The sequence below is a fragment of the Vibrio anguillarum genome (assembly GCF_001989995.2).
GTDB lineage: Bacteria > Pseudomonadota > Gammaproteobacteria > Enterobacterales > Vibrionaceae > Vibrio > Vibrio anguillarum.
The window spans coordinates 157,931-172,325 of the sequence record NZ_JAHGUP010000027.1 but is presented as its reverse complement, the minus strand read 5'-3'; the positions used below and the strand labels follow the sequence as shown (position 1 = coordinate 172,325).

At 48.9% G+C, this 14,395-nt stretch carries 10 protein-coding genes; 2 read left to right on the top strand and 8 right to left on the bottom strand.

The features are described 5' to 3' along the window. Positions 1-72: 72 nt before the first annotated feature. The 6 genes from accC to PL85_RS08200 form a co-directional block, all read right to left on the bottom strand. The gene (accC, locus tag PL85_RS08225; RefSeq protein WP_017042212.1) at positions 73-1,419 is read right to left on the bottom strand and encodes an acetyl-CoA carboxylase biotin carboxylase subunit; all 1,347 of its coding nucleotides are present in this window, start codon (positions 1,417-1,419) and stop codon (positions 73-75) included. Positions 1,420-1,433: 14 nt separating this feature from the next. Further along, positions 1,434-1,889 carry an acetyl-CoA carboxylase biotin carboxyl carrier protein gene (gene accB, locus PL85_RS08220; RefSeq protein WP_013855810.1) on the bottom strand — a complete coding sequence of 152 codons (456 nt, stop codon included), beginning with the start codon at positions 1,887-1,889 and terminating at the stop codon, positions 1,434-1,436. 83 nt (positions 1,890-1,972) lie between these two features. Further along, a complete protein-coding gene (aroQ, locus tag PL85_RS08215) occupies positions 1,973-2,422 on the bottom strand; it encodes a type II 3-dehydroquinate dehydratase (protein WP_013855811.1) in 450 nt (149 codons plus the stop codon). Positions 2,423-2,707: 285 nt separating this feature from the next. Further along, positions 2,708-4,657, bottom strand: a complete 1,950-nt coding sequence (acs, locus tag PL85_RS08210) for an acetate--CoA ligase (protein WP_115339364.1) — start codon at positions 4,655-4,657, stop codon at positions 2,708-2,710. Positions 4,658-4,798: 141 nt separating this feature from the next. Further along, positions 4,799-5,431: a 3'-5' exonuclease gene (locus tag PL85_RS08205; RefSeq protein ID WP_026027882.1), complete on the bottom strand. Its 633-nt coding sequence runs from the start codon at positions 5,429-5,431 to the stop codon at positions 4,799-4,801. A gap of 13 nt (positions 5,432-5,444) precedes the next feature. Then, positions 5,445-7,271, bottom strand: coding sequence for a DUF294 nucleotidyltransferase-like domain-containing protein (locus PL85_RS08200; protein ID WP_115339898.1), 1,827 nt, complete (start codon positions 7,269-7,271; stop codon positions 5,445-5,447). Positions 7,272-7,473: 202 nt separating this feature from the next. Here PL85_RS08200 and PL85_RS08195 point away from each other — a divergent pair, with 202 nt between their 5' ends. Continuing rightward, complete coding sequence (locus PL85_RS08195) at positions 7,474-8,664, top strand: 3-phenylpropionate MFS transporter (RefSeq protein WP_115339363.1); 1,191 nt, start codon at positions 7,474-7,476, stop codon at positions 8,662-8,664. 86 nt (positions 8,665-8,750) lie between these two features. Beyond that, positions 8,751-12,185: a PAS domain-containing hybrid sensor histidine kinase/response regulator gene (locus PL85_RS08190; protein WP_115339362.1), complete on the top strand. Its 3,435-nt coding sequence runs from the start codon at positions 8,751-8,753 to the stop codon at positions 12,183-12,185. 97 nt (positions 12,186-12,282) lie between these two features. Here the strand turns inward: PL85_RS08190 and PL85_RS08185 are convergent, their stop codons facing one another. Both PL85_RS08185 and PL85_RS08180 read right to left on the bottom strand, forming a co-directional pair. Beyond that, a complete protein-coding gene (locus PL85_RS08185; protein WP_017048884.1) occupies positions 12,283-13,986 on the bottom strand; it encodes a sodium:solute symporter family protein in 1,704 nt (567 codons plus the stop codon). 12 nt (positions 13,987-13,998) lie between these two features. Then, positions 13,999-14,265, bottom strand: a complete 267-nt coding sequence (locus tag PL85_RS08180) for a DUF4212 domain-containing protein (RefSeq protein ID WP_013855818.1) — start codon at positions 14,263-14,265, stop codon at positions 13,999-14,001. Between the last annotated feature and the right edge of the window lie 130 nt (positions 14,266-14,395).

The window sequence follows — 14,395 nt, the reverse complement described above, 5'->3', positions numbered from 1 at the left end:
ACTGACTCGGCTGCCGAAAACAAAAATGCTCACCGAAGTGAGCATTTGGTTTCTCGCGACGCGAAGAGAAGATTAGTGCTGTAAACCCAATTTCTTCTCAAGGTAGTGGATGTTCGCCCCACCGTGTTGGAAGTTCTCATCTTGCATGATCGATTGCTGCAAGGTGATGTTGGTTTTAATGCCATCGACGATCATTTCGTTTAACGCATTTTTCATGCGCGCAATTGCCACGTCACGGTTTTCACCGTAAGTGATAAGCTTGCCGATCATTGAATCGTAATGCGGTGGCACTGTGTAGCCTGCATAAATGTGTGATTCCCAACGAACGCCCATACCGCCCGGCGCGTGGAAGTGTTCGATTTTGCCCGGAGAAGGGAGGAAACGAACCGGATCTTCCGCGTTGATACGGCATTCAATCGCATGGCCACGGATCTTAATGTCATCTTGGGTAAACGACAGTGGTTGACCTGCGGCGACGCGAAGTTGTTCTTTGATGAGATCAACGCCAGTGACCATTTCAGTGACTGGGTGCTCAACTTGAATACGCGTGTTCATCTCAATGAAGTAGAACTCGCCGTTTTCGTATAGGAACTCAAACGTACCGGCACCACGATAGCCAATTTCGAGACAAGCGCGTGTACAACGTTCACCAATGTATTTACGCATCTCTTCGGTAATACCTGGTGCTGGAGCTTCTTCAACCACTTTTTGGTGACGACGCTGCATTGAGCAGTCACGTTCACCAAGGTGAATTGCGCCACCTTGACCATCCGCAATAATTTGTACTTCAACGTGACGTGGGTTTTCTAGGAATTTTTCCATGTAAACCATGTCATTGTTGAATGCTGCTTTGGCTTCGGCACGCGTCATTGCGATCGCTTGAGTCAGTTCATTTTCGCTACGAACCACGCGCATACCACGACCGCCGCCTCCGCCAGAAGCTTTGATGATCACAGGGTAGCCGATGCGTTTCGCATGAGCTTTGTTTTTGACTTCATCGCCATCCAGTGGGCCGTCAGAACCCGGCACACAAGGAACGCCCGCTTTTTTCATTGCGCTGATGGCTGACACTTTGTCACCCATCATGCGAATGGTATCGGCTTTCGGGCCAACAAAAATGAAGCCTGAACGCTCGACTTGTTCAGCAAAGTCGGCGTTTTCAGAAAGAAAACCGTAACCGGGGTGAATTGCTACTGCGCCAGTTACTTCTGCTGCAGAAATAATGCGTGGAATGTTTAAGTAGCTGTCAATACCACGTGCTGGGCCAATACAGATGGTTTCGTCGGCCAACAGTACGTGTTTTAAATCACGATCGGCAGTGGAGTGCACGGCAACAGTTTTGATGCCAAGCTCTTTACATGCGCGCAGAATACGAAGTGCAATTTCACCTCGATTCGCGATGACTAATTTATCTAACATAAAGCAAACCTCGATTATTCGATAACAACAAGCGGTTGGTCGAATTCAACGGTCTGGCCGTCTTCAAGTAGGATTGCCGTAACGATACCTGCTTTATCGGCTTCGATTTGGTTCATCATTTTCATCGCTTCAACGATGCATAGTGTGTCACCGACTGAAACACTTTGACCGACTTCGATGAACGCTTTTGAATCTGGACTTGGTGAGCGGTAGAAAGTACCGACCATTGGCGAAAGCACTTGGTGACCTTTTGGCGCTACAGGCGCGGCGGCTTCAGCCGTTGGCGCAGGGGCAGCGACTGGCGCGGCTTGTTGTGCTGGCGCTGGTGCAGCGTAATGCATCTGAGCCATCTGTACTGGCGCAGTGTTACGACTGATGCGTACCGATTCTTCACCTTCAGAGATTTCTAGTTCAGAAATGCCAGATTCTTCTACCAGTTCGATAAGCTTTTTGATTTTACGAATATCCATCTTTTCTTTCTCTTTATCTTGTGAATACGTCAGCCCTTAAGGTTGGGCCGTAGAGTGTTTGTTTATCGTTGATCGTCTGTGGGTTATTTTGCCTGTAGCGCTTTTATGGCAGCTGCAAGAGCAAATTCATAACCTTGTGCACCTAACCCGCAAATCACCCCTTGCGCCTTATCCGACAGATAGGAGTGATGGCGAAAAGGTTCACGTGCGTGAACGTTGGATAGATGCACTTCAATAAATGGGATGGCGACACCCAATAACGCATCGCGCAGTGCCACACTGGTGTGCGTCAATGCGGCGGGATTAATGATGATGAAGTCGACCTTGCCGTAAGCGGCATGGATGGCTTCGATCAGCTCATATTCGCGGTTCGATTGAAGATGTTCTAACTCAATATCTGCTTTTTGCGCTTGTTCGCGTAATGTCTCGACAATGTGCGCTAAGGTGTCAGAACCATAATGTGCAGGTTCACGTAGCCCTAACAGGTTAAGATTTGGCCCATTTAAGACCAGAATGCGAGATTTAGCAGTCATTGTGTCGACATCTCCCTATATCGTGAAACGAATATTAATATTCCCATATTATTCTTAGGTCAGAGTGAATTTTTCGTCAAAAATTCCCTGAATTTAAGAAATTGCCCAAGATTATAGCTAATTCAGCGCAAATGGCAGCAATTTACTGGTCTTATCAGATAGTTTACTCATTTAATTCTGCAACCGAGTTAACAGAATGAGAAGAACTGAGAGGGAAAGAAAAAGCCGCCACAAGTGTGACGGCTTAATCATCTCAATGCCTCGCGGCAGGTAGAATCGTTAGCGTTAAGACAATTCTGCTTTTTCGGCGATCAATTTATCCACTACGCTAGGATCGGCCAGTGTCGAGGTATCGCCCAAGTTGCTTGTGTCGCCGGTGGCGATTTTACGCAAAATACGACGCATGATTTTGCCAGAACGGGTTTTGGGCAGTGAATCGGTCCAGTGCAGTACATCGGGCGTTGCAATTGGGCCAATCTCTTTTCGTACCCAATCTTTGACCTCTTTGTGCAACTCGGCACTGGGGTAGACGCCATCATTTAAGGTGATGTAAGCATAAATGGCTTGGCCTTTAATATCGTGTGGCACGCCGACAATTGCCGCTTCTGCAATTTTATCAAAAGCAACCAAAGCTGATTCAATTTCCGCAGTGCCCATACGGTGGCCAGAAACGTTTAACACGTCATCCACACGGCCCGTTATCCAGTAGTAGCCATCCTCATCACGGCGTGCGCCATCGCTGGTGAAATACATGCCTTTGAAGGTTGAGAAATAGGTTTGTTCAAAACGGTCATGATCGCCATAAACGGTGCGCATTTGGCCCGGCCATGAATCTAAAATAACCAAGTTACCTTCGGCAGCTCCTTCAATGATGGTGCCCATGTTATCAACCAAGGCAGGTTGCACGCCAAAGAATGGTCGTGTGGCCGAACCCGGTTTAAGTGCCGTCGCGCCCGGCAGTGGCGTAATTAAAATGCCACCCGTTTCGGTTTGCCACCATGTATCGACAATCGGTGATTTTTCGTTACCGATGGTTTTGTAGTACCACTCCCACGCTTCTGGGTTAATCGGTTCTCCCACCGAACCCATAATGCGCAAACTGGTGCGTGACGTCTCTTTGACGGCTTCATTGCCTTTCGCCATCAAGGCGCGAATAGCGGTCGGCGCAGTGTAAAGAATGTTGACTTGGTGTTTATCCACCACTTGACTCATGCGGTTGGTATCTGGGTAGTTGGGAACCCCTTCAAACAGAACGGTTTTTGCACCATTGGCCAAAGGACCGTAAACCAAGTAGGTGTGGCCAGTGATCCAGCCCACATCGGCGGTACACCAAAACACTTCGCCCGGCTGATAGTCAAACACATATTTGAAGGTCATCGCCGCGTAAACAAGGTAGCCACCGGTTGTGTGTAGCACACCTTTGGGTTTACCCGTTGAACCAGAGGTATAGAGAATGAAGAGGGGATCTTCCGCTTTCATGGCTTCGGCTGGGCAGTGGTCGGAAGCTTTTGCGGTTGCTTCATGCCACCACACATCACGATGTTCGTGCCAGTCAATTTGGCCACCAGTGCGTTTAAAGACGATCACTTTGCTGATGTTTTTCACTTCAGGGTGAGTCAAGGCTTCATCGACGTTTTTCTTCAAGGGCACAGCGCGACCGCCACGCACACCTTCGTCGGCAGTGATGACTATTTTGGAATCGGAATCAATGATGCGACCGGAAAGGGCTTCCGGTGAAAAGCCACCAAACACCACAGTATGCACTGCGCCTATTCGAGTACAAGCGAGCATCGCAACGGCTGCTTCTGGCACCATTGGCATGTAAAGACAGACCACATCTCCTTTGCGTACTCCTTGATCTTTTAACACATTAGAAAAGCGACACACTTGTTGATGGAGTTCTTTAAAGGTGAGGGTTTTATCGTCAGCCGGATCGTCACCTTCCCAGATAATCGCCACTTCATCACCACGAGTGGCAAGGTGGCGATCGATGCAGTTGGCGGAGACGTTTAATGTGCCATCTTCAAACCAGCGAATATCTACATGGCCAGTATCAAACGAGGTTTGTTTCACTTGAGTGAAAGGCTTAATCCAATCCACAATCTTGCCGTGTTCACTCCAGAAGCCTTCTGGGTCGGTCACTGATTGTTGGTACATCGCTAGGTAAGTGTCATTATCCGCATGTGTTTTGGCTTTAATGTTCTCTTTTACCGGATAAACGTGGGCTTCACTCATTGCTTTTCTCCTTGTGAATTTGAACAATTTCCCTGTTGATTGGCGATCAAATTGCGCTGAAAGGAAAATCTGTATGTGGGTAACTGTCAGTCAGAGTGCGATTTTCTACAATTAGACTTTAGGATGAGTGTGGGGTAAGTGCTAGCGCGAGTAAGGTGCAACAAAGGGAGGCAGATCACCTTTGGTCAAGCGCACAAACACTAATGCCGCGGCGATGGCATCTTGCAGCGCGTCGTGTTTATCCTGCATCGGCAAGTCGAGATGGCGACAAATCGCCTCTAAGCTGAGGTCGATGTACGCGTTCGGCAGCATTCTCTCTAACTGATCATGATAGATCTGACTTACTTCGATGAGAGCATTGGGCAGTGGAAAGCCTAAATGTCGTCGGCAAGCGAGGTCGAGGATTTTTTTGTCATAACGAATGTGATAGCCCACTAAAGGTCGGTTGCCGATAAAGTCTAATAGGTGAGTGATGGCCTCTTGCTCGTCGATGCCATCGACCAGATCTTGATGGCGAATTTTGTGGATTTTGACTGAACCCGAGTCGAGCGATTGTGGCGCGCTCAAACGCACTTCAAATGGCTGGCTGGTTAAAATACGGTTGTCGATAATTTTGGTGGCGGCAATCGTCACTAACTCGGCGCGATTCGGGTCAAGGCTGGTGGTTTCGCAATCGAGCGACACATATTCCCCTTGCATCGGCGTCGCAAACAACGGCTGATAAGGCGAGTCTTTCAGCTTGTGAAACCAATAATGGCGTGTAAACCAATTCAATTGTTCGCCTCCACTATTCGCGAATTTGATAGTGATAGCCAAGCCACTGCTTGAATTTTTTCACCACGTGTAAACTGTGCCTGAGCAGGTCACGCTCGGTTCGGTCGAGCTGTTTTAAATCGAGTTTATTGGTGCTGTGTTGATTGCTCAGTTGCTGAGCTAAGCGCAATTTAAAGAACTGTTTGAGCGCTTCACTGAGATTATCGGCGGTTTCTTTTTCCAAAACCCGTTGCTCTACTAGCGCCTCGATGCGTTCAAAGGTGTTGTTTTGTTGAACTTGATGTTCAAGGCTTAGGGCGCGAATGCCATGCACAATCGGGAAAATGCCACCTTGTTTAATATCTAAGCCAGATTTGGAGTGTTTTACGGTGCCAAACAGCGTGAGTGGCACAGAAAAACTCAGCGCGGGGCGAGTAAACTCCATCAAAATCAATTCTTGGTCGGCCATTAAATGGCTCAAGTGCTGTTTAATAGGGGCCAATAAGTGTTTGTTGCCCGCGACGGCGTGTGCGTCGGCCATGATCGCAATATCCATCACTTGCTCGGGTTTGGCCGCTTTCACCCATTGGCTAAGCGTGGTTTTCCACTCAGTTTGGCTTTTAACCCATTTGGGATTATTGACCATCACATTGCCTGGACAAAGCGGATAGCCGAGCTGCTGTAAGGTGTGGGTGAGCGTGTCCATGACCACCCCCATTTGATGCCACTGCAAGCCATCTTTGATGATCAGCGCGTTATCTTGGTCGGTTTTGAGGATCTGCTCTCCACGGCCTTCGGAGCCGAGTACGATCAAGCAGCAGTGATCATGCAGCGCGGGTGGCACAACCAAATGAAAGGCTTTTTCGATGATCTGTTCATTGACTGCTGAAATCAGCTCCATAATAAAACGAGTGCGAATGCCATTGTTGATTAGGCTTTCAACCAGTTGCCGCTGTTTGTTGGAGGCGAGAGCTAACTCTTCTACGCAGTTAGCGCGAGCAATACTTAACGTCAGCACGTGAGAATGAGTGGAGAAAGCACTGAGAATTTGTGTCATGTCCAGCATGCCAACGGCTTGATGGCCATCACACACCATCACCCGTTTTATGCGGTTGCGCGTCATGGCGATCATCGCATTAAACAGAAAATCGCCATCGTTGATGTGCAGCACAGGAAAGGTAGCTATTTCCCCAACAGGGGTATCGAGCGGGTGGTTATCGAGCATAACGGAATGCAGCATATTGGTGCGCGTGACGATAGCATAAGGGTGCGCGCTGGGGTTTTCGATTAAGCGTTGATCATGCTCGGCAAGACGAACTAAGGCCGCATCAACTCCGTTATCGCGTAATTGCTGGGTTACTTGGTTGAGCGGTTGATCTGGGCTTAAAATCATCGGTGGATGGTAAATCGAGTCATCAACCTTAGTTAAAATAAATTCGGCTAAATTCTTCTGCTGATGCGCCACATCAAGCAGAGCCTGGCGTTTGGCGAGGTTATTGTCGAAGTAGGCGGCGAACTGACCGTTGTCATTATACAGTTCGAGAAAGACGGCTTTCGGCAGCAGATAGCTTAAGGTATCTTCCAGCGCCACGTACTGATGCTTGGCTTTTTCTTCAAACAGTGCGCGTACATCAAACATGTCATCGTTGGCGTAGTGAGCAAAAATCTCTTTGCCATCTGGCGAGCGTTCTTCGACCGCACCTTTGATCAGTACGTGCAGATACAGGCTGGCTTTACCACTGGCCTGCAGCAGATCGTTGCTACGAAAATACGCCACATCCAAGGATGAGCGAAGTCGCTGTTGCTGCGGCGGTGTTAAGCGGTCAAAGGGCGGTGACTGCATGTTGAATTTGTCAGGCATAACGATCGTCACTCAGAAGAAATTCCTATCTAAGTGTGACAAAAATCGCCACTACCTCCAGACGACTTTGGTCTAATGAGTGATATGACCCGCAAGGTTGTGAATAAGGAAACAGATTTATCAGTAAACTTCCCTTTTTAGAATCTTAAACTGCCTGCATAATACCGCCGTTTTCTCTCCCTCGTTTTGTTCAGGATGAATCATGCTTAACCCCTCTCCATATGGTTGGATATCGCAGTACTTTGTTGGTTTCTTCTTTGCGTATGGCGTTTACTTGCCATTTTGGGCGCTGTGGTTTGAAACCCAAGGTGTGTCTGCAACCGATATTGGCGTATTAATCGGTATGGGCTTTGCCACGCGTTGCGTCGCTAACTTTGTGATTACGCCGCGTATCCATAAGGCCGAGCTTCTTCTACCAGCACTGCGTTGGTTAAGTTTGGCGGCGTTTTTATTTATTGGTTTTCACTTTTTTACGGGCGGCAGTTTCTGGCTGATGGCATTAGCTACTGTGTTGTTTAACCTTTGCTGTGGCCCCGTGGTGCCGCTATCTGATGCGATGGCTAACTATTATGCACGCTTAAAAATGCTCGATTATGGTCGCACCCGCTTATGGGGGTCGGTGGCTTTTATCGCTGGTTCTACCGTGGTTGGCGTACTTGTGGCACGTTATGGCTCTGACATGATCCTCTACACCGCCTTGGCTGGGGTGTTTGTTTCGCTATTGATTAGCTTGCGCAATCCCAACCCAATGCCCGTGACGGTTGGTGATGCACATGCCGTCCGGCCGAAACTGACGCAGTTATTGCGTGAATGGCCAGTGATAAAATTCTTGATTTTAGCGGCGCTAATACAGGGCAGTCACGCGGCGTATTACAGTTTTAGTTCGATTCACTGGAAAGCGGCGGGGCATTCGGAAGAGCTAATCGGTTATTTATGGAGCCTTGGGGTTGCCGCTGAAGTCGCGGTATTTGCGCTCAGCAAACGCCTTTTTTCAGGGTGGTCACTACGCACACTATTTGTTGCCGCGTCGATCGGGGTTGTGGTGCGCTGGGGGCTTATGGCATCGACCACCGCGCTGCTTGCGTTGGGGACGATTCAACTGCTGCATGGGGTGACGTTTGCGATGGCGCATATAGCGGCGATTCAATACATTCAGCACGCACCGCAAAGCAAAATGGTGGCTATGCAAGCGCTGTATAACGCCATTCCACTTGGGGCATTTATTGCGTTGATGACTACCTTGAGTGGCTGGGGTTATGAACGCTGGGGCGCGAATGTATTTTGGGCGATGGCGGCAATGGGTATCTTAGCGCTATTGATCAAAGTCGAACCGACCTCATCTAACGTGTCAGGTATTGAGGTAATGAAAGCTACGCCTGAAGCACAGAATTAACCTTAACTGATTGAGATTAAAAATTATCCTTAGTTAAATGAAGCCTCTTCTTTGAAGAGGCTTTTTTGAACCGATAAGGATATCAAATGCAAGGATGGATCGTCGTTCCCGTTTCGCTCGCTTACTTAGGCGTGCTGTTTCTCGTCGCTTGGTATGGTGATAGGCAAAGCCAATGGCTGGCGAAATGGCGACCGTGGATCTACAGCTTATCGATCGCAGTCTATTGCACCTCTTGGACTTTTTACGGCACTGTGGGTCAAGCGGCTAGCAACCCTTGGTCATTTCTGCCTATCTACATTGCGCCTATTTTAGTGTTTACCCTTGGCTGGCGTATGTTGGCGCGGCTGATTTTGATCGCGAAGCGCGAACATATTACCTCCATCGCCGATTTTATTGCTGCTCGCTACGGAAAATCGCAAGGATTAGCGGTAACCGTAACTTTGATTGCCGTGGTGGGCATTTTACCTTACATCGCCTTGCAACTGCGCGGCATCACTATGGGGCTTGAGATTGTCGCCCCCAACCTCGCTACGCAATTTGGTTATCAGAATTATCACGTCTCGTGGTTTGTGGTCGCGGCTTTAGCGCTATTTACCATGCTGTTTGGTACACGGCATATTGATAACACCGAGCACCACCGCGGCATGATGATGGCGATTGCGTTTGAATCGATTGTTAAATTGGTCGCTTTTTTAACCGTGGGCGGTTTCATCATTTATCTGGCTTCAAGCCGTGAAACGGTTGATCTAAGTGCGATTGCCGAGCAGACGTATCAAGCGCCCAACTGGCCAACGCTGTTGATCCACACCGTATTAACCATGATGGCGATCATCTGCTTACCGCGTCAGTTTCATACCATGGTGGTAGAAAATGAACGCGCGCAAGATCTACACACGGCACGCTGGTTATTTCCTCTTTACCTGACTTTAATGGGATTATTTGTTCTACCTATTGCATGGGTTGGGCAAAGTTTGTTAAGTGGCAGCCCCGCCGATACTTATGTGCTTAGCGTGCCTATGTCGGTGGGCGCAGAGCAGATAGCGCTACTGGCGTTTTTAGGTGGCACGTCAGCGGCCAGCGGCATGGTGATTGTCTCGACCATTGCATTGGCGATCATGGTTTCTAATGATTTGGTGATGCCGCTTCTGCTGCGCCGCATGCGCTTAACTCAGCGCAACTACCGTCATTTATCAGGGTTGTTGCTCAACATCCGTCGCGGGTTGATTCTATTGCTGCTGCTTGGCGCTTGGGGTTTTTATCAAGCGTTGGATGCGATTGGTTCTTTATCGGCGATCGGTTTTCTCTCATTTGCGGCGATTACCCAATTTGCCCCTTCATTGATTGGTGGCATGTACTGGCGTGAAGGCAACCGCAAAGGCGTTTATGTTGGATTGGCGGTCGGTTTTACTGTGTGGCTAGTAACCTTAATGAGCCAAACGGAGATGTTGGCGGGCGATGCACAAAGTAACGTTCTGTTATGGATGATCACCCCGCCGGATTGGTTGGTGCAGATGGGGCTGAAAAACTCAGATTGGGGCATGATGCTCAGTGTTGCACTCAACACATTCTGCTACGTTGTTGTCTCTATGGTGACTCGTCCGAGTTTGAGTGAGCGTTTGCAATCGGCTTCTTTTGTCGGTACGCCGCTGCCTGAGAGTGAGAATCTCAGCTTGTATCAAAGCCGCGTGACAGTGGCTGAGCTTGAAATGTTGGCCGCTCGTTTTGTGGGGCGCACTCGTGTTCGCACTGCCTTTCGCCAATATTGGAGCCAGCAGCGAGAGACGTTACTGCCTAACCAACAAGCGCCATCTACCTTAATCCGTCATACAGAAAGAGTGCTAGCGGGGGTGTTTGGTGCTTCTTCGGCCAAATTGGTGCTCACTTCCGCACTGCAAGGGCGCAACATGCAACTTGAGGAAGTGGCGACCATTGTTGATGAAGCATCCGAGCTGTACGACTTTAGTCGCGGCTTATTGCAAGGGGCCATTGAGCATATTGGTCAAGGAATTACCGTGGTCGATAAAAAGTTACGGCTGGTGGCGTGGAATCAACGCTATCTCGAACTGTTTGAGTTTCCCGCTGGGCTGATTCAAGTGGGGCGGCCGATTGCGGATGTGATACGGCACAACGCGCAACACGGATTATGCGGCCCTGGTGACCCTGAGGATCACGTGCGGCGGCGGGTGTATCACCTTGAGCAAGGAACCAGACATACCTCGGCGCGTATTCGTCCTGATGGACGAGTTATTGAAGTGCAAGGCAACCCGATGCCTGGCGGCGGGTTTGTGATGAGCTTTAGCGACATCACCGTTTTTCGCGAGGCGGAGCAGGCATTAAAAGAGGCCAATGAAACCTTGGAAGAGCGCGTGCACCAACGAACCCTAGAGCTTGAAACCCTTAATAAACGTTTGGTGGCGGCAACTCAAAAATCAGACCAAGAATCGCAATCAAAATCGCGCTTTTTGGCCGCTGTCAGCCACGATTTAATGCAGCCGTTGAACGCTGCGCGCCTGTTTGCCTCTTCGCTCTCGGAGGTGGCCAAAGAGACGGAAGTGAAAACGTTGGCGGGTTATATAGAGAGTGCTCTGGGCGCGGCTGAAGATCTGATTGGTGATTTGCTGGATATTTCACGTTTAGAGTCCGGCAAGCTCGATGTGCATTCTCATAGCTTTGCTATTAATGATGTATTTTCGAATCTTAACGCTGAATTTAGCGCCTTAGCTAAGCAGCAAGGGATTGATTTTAAAGTGATCCCATCCTCGCTCTATGTGATGTCTGACCCTAAATTATTACGTCGCGTGGTACAAAACTTTCTCACTAACGCGTTTCGCTACAACCCTAAAGGTAAAGTGGTGCTGGGTGTACGCCGAGTGCGAGATCAGGTCAGGATTGATGTTTGGGATAATGGCATTGGTATCGAGCAAGATAAGCAGCAAGAAATCTTCGAAGAGTTTAACCGTGGTAGTCAAGTCCGTTCTGACCAAGGTTTGGGGCTCGGTTTAGCGATTTCAAAAGGCATTGCATATGTGCTGGGTCATGAAATTTCGATGCGCTCTTGGCATGGAAAAGGCAGCGTGTTTTCGCTCTCTTTGACGCGCGCTGAAGCTGTCAAACAGGCTCCGACACTGGCGATAGAACAAGGTATGCCATCTGATCTCAATCATCTGCGCGTACTGTGTGTGGACAACGAAGCTGATATTTTAGTTGGCATGAACGACCTGCTCGCAAGGTGGGGGTGTGATGTCAAAGTAGCAGCGGACTTACTGCAAAGCCTGAAAGCATTAGAAAACAATTGGTTGCCTGATGTTATTTTGTCGGATTACCGCTTAGATAATGGTCGCACTGGTTTAGAAGTGTTGCAGCAGTGTCGCTTGCGGCTTGGAGATAGCTTTGAAGGGGTCATCATCAGCGCTGATCGCACTGAAGAGATGATGGATGCGATTAAATCCAATGGCTTTAGCTTTATTCCCAAACCAATAAAACCACTCAAACTGCGCGCGTTGTTGAATCGAGTCAATTAAGCATGCAGCATAAAGCCGATGCGTGGGCATCGGCTTTATGGTTGTTATCACACTTCACTGCGGAGCGAACATCGAGCATGACGCTCGCAGGTGAAGATTAGTGGTCGTGAGCTTGCCCCGCGCCTTTCGGGAAGCGGATTGATTCCACCATTTCTTGCACTTCGGTTGGAACTTCTGCGGTAAATTTATTCACCACAATCGATACCACGAAGTTCAAACACATACCTAACGTACCAATGCCTTCAGGGCTGATACCAAACAACCAGTTATCTGGCGTGCTGGCTGCCGGGTTAATGAATTTGAAGTAGATGATGTAGGTTGCAGTAAAGATAATCCCTGCGACCATGCCCGCGATCGCGCCTTCTTTATTCATCTTCTTGTAGAAGATGCCCAAAATAATGGCCGGGAAGAAGGAGGCGGCTGCCAAGCCGAAGGCAAACGCTACCACCTGAGCCACAAACCCCGGTGGGTTAATGCCTAGGTAACCAGCACCCACAATCGCAATGATGGCGGCTAAGCGTGCGGCTAACAGCTCTTGTTTATCGGTCATGTTTGGTTTGAAGCCTTTCTTCAATAAGTCGTGAGAAATTGACGTCGAGATAACCAATAAAAGACCTGCAGCTGTCGAAAGCGCAGCAGCTAAACCCCCAGCGGCGAGTAAGCCAACCACCCAGTTTGGCAGTTTTGCCAATTCAGGAGACGCCAATACGATGATGTCACGGTTAATGTTCATCTCGTTGCGCTCATCGCCGGAGTAAAACATACGACCGTCGTTGTTCTTATCTTTCCAGCTTACAAGGCCAGTATTCTCCCAGTTTTTAAACCAAGTAGGCGCGTCTGTTGCGGGTACGCCTTGCATGTCTGGGCCATTAATGGTCTCAATCATGTTCACGCGAGCAAAAGCAGCAACACCTGGCGCTGTGGTGTATAGCAAAGAGATGAACAGCAATGCCCAACCCGCAGAGATACGCGCATCACGCACTTTAGGCACAGTGAAGAAGCGAATAATGACGTGAGGAAGACCAGCAGTACCCACCATCAAGGCTGCGCAGATAAAGAACACGTCAACCTTGCTCTTGTTGCCTTCGGTATAAGCGGTGAAGCCGAGCTCTTGAGTTAAGCCATCGAGTTTATCGAGTAGGTAAACATCGGTACCAGTAATGGTTGAGCCCATACCAATCTGTGGCAGAGGGTTGCCTGTCATCATGATCGAGGTGAAAATGGCGGGAACAAGGAAGGCGAAAATGAGCACGCAGAACTGTGCAACTTGCGTATAAGTGATGCCTTTCATGCCACCGAGTACCGCATAGAAAAACACGATCCCCATACCGATGACGATACCAACGTTAATATCTACTTCGAGGAAGCGAGAGAATACCACGCCGACGCCGCGCATTTGCCCCGCAACATAAGTAAACGAGATAAAGATGGCGCAAAATACCGCCACCATACGCGCGGTCTTTGAGTAGTATCGCTCACCGATAAAATCTGGCACGGTGAACTGGCCAAATTTACGCAAGTAAGGTGCAAGGCAAAGTGCCAATAACACATAGCCGCCTGTCCAGCCCATCAAGTACACGGTACCATCATAGCCAATGAACGAGATGATACCCGCCATTGAGATAAACGAAGCGGCTGACATCCAGTCCGCTGCGGTTGCCATGCCGTTAGCAACAGGGTGAACACCACCGCCAGCAACATAGAATTCACTGGTCGATCCTGCACGGGCCCAAATGGCAATGCCGATATAGAGTGCAAACGTAATACCGACCAGAATAAACGTCCAAGTTTGAATATCCATTTCGTAAACCTCTTAGTCTTCCTGCACGTTGTATTTCTTGTCGAGCGCATTCATGCGCACAACGTAAATAAAGATCAAGGCGACAAAGGTATAGATGGACCCTTGTTGTGCGAACCAGAACCCTAGTTTGAACCCGCCTAAATGAATCGTATTAAGTGCGTCGACGAAAAGAACGCCTGCACCATATGATACCAAGAACCACACTGCCAGCAGTGAGCCCATAATTCCCAAGTTTTCCTTCCAGTAGGCTTGAGCATGTTCGGTTGATTGGAACGCCATGACCTTCTCCTTCGGTTTGCATATCGTAGTGTTAATTTAATGTTACGAAATTAAGATAGCAGTGAAAGGGTGGTGGGTCTGTGCAACTTTAGTCGGGAGGTTGTTTTTTCCAATTCATTGTAACTAATTG